The organism is Planomonospora algeriensis, from assembly GCF_977012225.1.
The window spans coordinates 1-5,002 of sequence record NZ_CDRNDK010000452.1 but is presented as its reverse complement, the minus strand read 5'-3'; the positions used below and the strand labels follow the sequence as shown (position 1 = coordinate 5,002).

At 73.2% G+C, this 5,002-nt stretch carries 3 protein-coding genes and 1 pseudogene; 1 reads left to right on the top strand and 3 read right to left on the bottom strand.

Annotation, left to right across the window (positions count from 1 at the left end; genetic code table 11):
• Positions 1–202: pseudogene (locus ACWJ6R_RS30035) on the bottom strand (sterol carrier family protein); the annotation flags it as partial.
• Positions 203–436: 234 nt separating this feature from the next.
• Between ACWJ6R_RS30035 and ACWJ6R_RS30030 the strand changes: the two are divergent.
• Positions 437–2,530 carry a PhoX family protein gene (locus ACWJ6R_RS30030; protein ID WP_449065453.1) on the top strand — a complete coding sequence of 698 codons (2,094 nt, stop codon included), beginning with the start codon at positions 437–439 and terminating at the stop codon, positions 2,528–2,530.
• A gap of 43 nt (positions 2,531–2,573) precedes the next feature.
• Here the strand turns inward: ACWJ6R_RS30030 and ACWJ6R_RS30025 are convergent, their stop codons facing one another.
• Positions 2,574–3,701, bottom strand: coding sequence for an MFS transporter (locus ACWJ6R_RS30025; protein WP_449065452.1), 1,128 nt, complete (start codon positions 3,699–3,701; stop codon positions 2,574–2,576).
• Between the two features lie 302 nt (positions 3,702–4,003).
• Positions 4,004–4,870: an AraC family transcriptional regulator gene (locus tag ACWJ6R_RS30020; protein WP_449065451.1), complete on the bottom strand. Its 867-nt coding sequence runs from the start codon at positions 4,868–4,870 to the stop codon at positions 4,004–4,006.
• Positions 4,871–5,002 lie beyond the last annotated feature (132 nt).

The following is a 5,002-nucleotide window of genomic DNA, read 5'->3' as shown; positions in this document are numbered from 1 at the left end:
GCCGCACGGCCAGCCGCGCGGCCTCCCGCTCCGGCCGGATCTCCCGCTCGTAGGCGCGCATGACCGCCGCCGCGCACGCGCCCAGCAGGGCGCCGAGACCCTCCGGCCCGTCGTAGGGCGGCTCGTCCAGAGCGGCCAGCTGGGCGTCCAGCGCGGCGCGGACCCTCTCGGGGTCGGGTTTGTGAGGTGGCACGCCTCCCATCATGCCCGCCCCGGTGATCCCTCCGCCCCGGCGATCCGTCCGGGCGGTGATCCCTCCGCCCCGGCGATCCGTCCGGGCGGTGATCCTCCATCCCGGTGATCCGTCCGGACGCCGGGCTATCGGACATCGATGACGGACGGTTCATCACCCGGGCGAACCTCGTTCACCTCGGGTTCGGCCGGCGCCCGTAGCGTCCCCGCTCGGAAACGCTGTGCACAACCTTGGAGGCCCCCTGTGGCGAACCCGTCGCCGCGCCGAACGCTCCCGCTGCTCAACAGCTCGCACAAGAGTGGACGATCCGCGCTGACCTGCGAATTCCGCTGCGGCAACGCCTGCGCGCACGATGTCCCGAACACCGGCGGCAACACGTACTTCGGCGACGTGGTCACCTCTGTCCTGTCCCGTCGCGGAGTGCTCCGGGCGGGGGCGCTCGGCGCCGTCGCGGCCGGGGCGGGGGTGCTCGGCGTGGCGGGAGCCGTACCCGCCGCCGCCGATCCCGGTGCGGAGGCCCAAGGACTCGGCCGCGGGCACGGTCACGGGAGCGGCGGCCGGGGCGGCCTGCGCTTCGCGGCCGTCGCGCCGAACCGGGAGGACCGCCTCACGGTCCCCGAGGGCTACGATTCGGCCGTCGTCGTGCGCTGGGGCGACCCCGTCCTGCCCGGCGCCCCGGAGTTCGACTACGAGAACCAGACCGCCGAGGCGCAGGCCGCGCAGTTCGGCTACAACTGCGACTTCGTGACGTTCTTCCCGATGGGCGGCCACCGCGGCCTGCTCTGGGTGAACCACGAGTACTCCGACGAGGCGCTCATGTTCCGCGGCTACACGGGCGGGACCGCCGCGACCGAGGAGCAGATCAGGATCGGCCTGGCCGCGCACGGCGGCTCGGTGGTCGAGATCGAGCGGGCCGGGAACAGCGGTCGGTGGAAGCTGGTCACCCGGGGCCGCCGCCGCTATAACCGGCGCATCACCGCGCAGACCCCCATGCGCTTCACCGGCCCGGCGGCGGGCAGCGACCTGCTGAAGACCGCCGCCGACCCGAAGGGCACCACCGTCCTCGGCATGCTGAACAACTGCGCGGGCGGCACCACCCCGTGGGGCACCGTGCTGACCGCCGAGGAGAACTTCAACCAGTACTTCGCCAAGGGCGGCGGCGCCCCCGAGGACCAGAAGGCCGGGCTCAAGCGGTACGGCATCGACACCGCCTCGACCGCGCCCAGCGGGCGCGGCTGGGAGCGGGTCGAGGAGCGCTTCGACCTGTCCAGGCACCCGCACGAGGCCAACCGGTTCGGCTGGATCGTGGAGATCGACCCCTTCGACCCCGACTCCACCCCGGTCAAGCGCACCGCCCTGGGCCGTTTCTGCCACGAGGGCGCCACCACCACCCTCGCCAGGGACGGCCGGGTCGTGGCCTACATGGGCGACGACTCCCGCTTCGAGTACGTCTACAAATTCGTCTCGAAGAAGCGCTACATCCCCGGTTTCGACCGGCACAACCGCACGCTGCTCGACGAGGGCACGCTGTACGTCGCCAGGTTCACCGGCGACAGCCCCGCCGCCGAGATCGACGGTTCCGGTAGGCTTCCCGCCGACGGCCGGTTCGACGGCTCGGGTGAGTGGATCCCGCTGGTCACCGGGGACGTCTCGCACGTGCCGGGAATGACCGCCGCCGAGGTCCTGGTCTTCACCCGCCTGGCAGCCGACAAGGCCGGCGCGACCAAGATGGACCGCCCCGAGGACATCGAGCGCAACCCCGTCACCGGCGGCGTCTACCTGGCGCTGACCAACAACTCCAACCGGACCCCGGCCCAGGTGGACGAGGCCAACCCGCGTCCCGCCAACAAGCACGGCCACGTGCTGGAGATCACCGAGCGTCGCGACGACGCCGCGGCCACGACCTTCGCCTGGTCGCTCCCGCTGGTCTGCGGCGACCCGGCCGACCCCTCGACGTACTTCGCCGGGTTCGACAAGAGCAGGGTCTCGCCGATCTCCTGCCCGGACAACGTCGCCTTCGACCGCGACGGCAACCTGTGGATCTCCACGGACGGCAACGCGCTCGGCTCCAACGACGGCCTGTTCGTCATGCCGGTCACCGGGCGAGAGCGCGGCCACCTGCGGCAGTTCCTCACCGTGCCGATCGGCGCGGAGACCTGCGGCCCGTTCATCACCGCCGACCAGCGCAGCGTCTTCGTCGCGGTGCAGCACCCGGGCGAGGTCGACGGCGCCTCGCCCGAGACCCCCGCCAGCCACTGGCCCGACGGCGGCGAGAGCCAGCCCCGCCCGTCGGTCGCCGTGGCCTGGCACACCCGGGGCAAGAAGATCGGCTCCTGACACCGGAGGCCGGACCCCGGCCGGGTGGACAGATTCCCCGCCGCTACCCGACGGGTACGGCGGGGCGCTCGTCCCCGGTCTCCACCGGGACCGGTCGCGGACGTGCGGTCCGCAGGGAGAGCAGGCTCACCGGCACGCCCAGCAGCACGATGGCCGCAGCGATCACCAGGGTGAACCGGTAGGCGTCGAGGAACGCGGTCAGCTGCCCGGCCCCGCCTTCCAGGAGCGTGGTCTGGCGGGCGTTGAGGATCGCACCGAGGACCGTGATGCCGAGCAGGCCGAAGACCTCGCGCGAGACGTTCAGCACGCCCGAGGCGACGCCGGTGCGTCCCTCGGGGAACGCGCCCAGGATGGCGGTGGTCAGCGGCACCAGCAGACCGCCGCCGAGCCCGTAGGCCAGGAACCAGGGCAGCAGGTCGCCGAACGAGCCGCCCTCGCCGATGAAGGAGATCCCGAAGACGGCCACGGCCATCAGCAGCAACCCGCCCGCCACGGTCCGCGCGGTGCCGAGGGCGCCGCTGATCCGCGGGGCGACGGCGGCGGTCACGGCCATCACCAGGGCCATCGGCACGAACGCGGCGCCTGCCTCGATGGGGGTGAAGCCGAGGGCGTTCTGCAGGTAGAGAGCGGTGAAGAAGTAGATCCCGAAGACCCCGAACGACCACAGGCCCATCGAGAGCGTGCCGCCGCTGAACACCCGCGAACGGAACAGCGACAGGTCGATCATCGGCTCGCGGCCGCGCGTCTCGACCACGATGAACGCCAGCGCGGCGGCCAGCGCGACGCCGAAGGCGGCCAGGATCTCCGGTGAGGTCCAGCCCGCGCCCTCGCCCTCGATGAGACCGTAGGTGAGCGCGAACAGCGCCAGGCTGGAGGCCGCCAGGCCGGGCGCGTCCAAGCCGTGGCGGCGGTGTCCCCCCGCGGCCGGGCGGATCGCCCACAGGCCCAGTCCGAAGGTCACGGCCCCGATCGGCACGCTGATCAGGTAGATCCACCCCCAGTCCATCCGTTCGCTGATGAACCCGCCGGTCAGCGGGCCGAGGGCCAGGGCGAGGGCGCCGACGGCGCTCCACAGGCCGACGGCCGTGCCGCGCTCCTTCGGGTCGGGGAAGATCGAGCCGATCAGGGCGAGGGCGGTGGGCGTCAGCAGGGCGGCCCCGACGCCCTGCACCGCCCGGACCGCGGAAACGCGGCGGCCAGGGCACGGCTCCGGAGGAGGAGGCCCAGCGCCTGCGGGTCAAGCGGCTGACCCTGCAGGCGCTCCCGCCCGACGGCTACCCGCACATCGTGGAGATGGCCGGGCCGCTCACGGAGGGAGGCCGCCCGGAGCTCTACGACACCTTCGGCGTCGACCTGCTCCTCACCGGCATCGAGGCCATGGCCGGCCGGGCCCGCGGCTAGCCCTCCCCGCGGCCGGAGCCCGGCGCGCCCCGGCCAGGACGGCAGCCGGGCCTTCGCAGGGCCGCCGCCCGGTCAGCCGGTGCTCCGCTCCACGGGGATCCAGAGCTCGGCGTCCGCCGTCTCACCGTCCGGCGAGATCACCGTGCGGGTGATCTGCGGGCCCGGCCGGCTCAGGTACGGGTTGGAGGGGAACCACTGGGTGTACACGTCCCGCCACAGGTACTGCACCGTGTGCGGGAACGGGCCGGAGGCCTCGAAGACCGCCCAGGTGCCCGCCGGGACCTCCAGGACGTCCATGCCCTCGGGCGCCTCGCCGCCCGTCGCCGCGGCGCAGTAGTAGTCGAGCTCGCTGCCCTCCTCGCGCGGCTCGGCGATGTCGTGGGCCACGTTGACGAGACCCGCCGGCTCCTGGTCCGACAGGGCCGCGATGCGCGCCAGGGCCTCCTGACCGAGGCTCCGGGTGAACTCGACGATCGCCGGGTTCATCCCCTCGTAGACGAGGGGGACCAGGGTCTTCCTGCCCACCAGGCGGAACCCTTCCTTCTCCACGATCCTGTATCGCATGCCGCTGCTCCCTTCGATGACGAGACGGAAGGACATCCGGGGCTGGGAGTACAGCGCCGCGCCGCACCGCCTGGCCTCGCCGGGGCCGACGCCGTGCAGGGCGCGGAACGCGCGGGCGAACGCCTCCCCCGAGCCGTAGCCGTAGCGCACCGCGATGTCGAGCAGCGTCTCCTGCCCGGCGAGCACCTCGGCGCCCGCCACGGTGAGCCGCCTGCGGCGGACGTACTCCGAGAGCGGCAGACCCGCCAGCGCGGAGAACATCCGCCGAAAGTGGTACTCCGAGGTGGCGGCGATCCGCGCCAGCTCGGCCGCCTCGATCGGCTGGTCGAGGCGGTCCTCGATGTACTCCATGGCCTGGTTGAGCCGCTCCAGCACTCCCGGTCCTCCTTCTCTTACGTGCACCCGACGCTAGGCGGGGCGGCGGGGCCGGACCCGACATCCGCGGGTCCGGTCCGGTCGGGTACGGCGCCGCACGGGAGGCACGGCGGGCCGCCCTCGCGGCGGGCG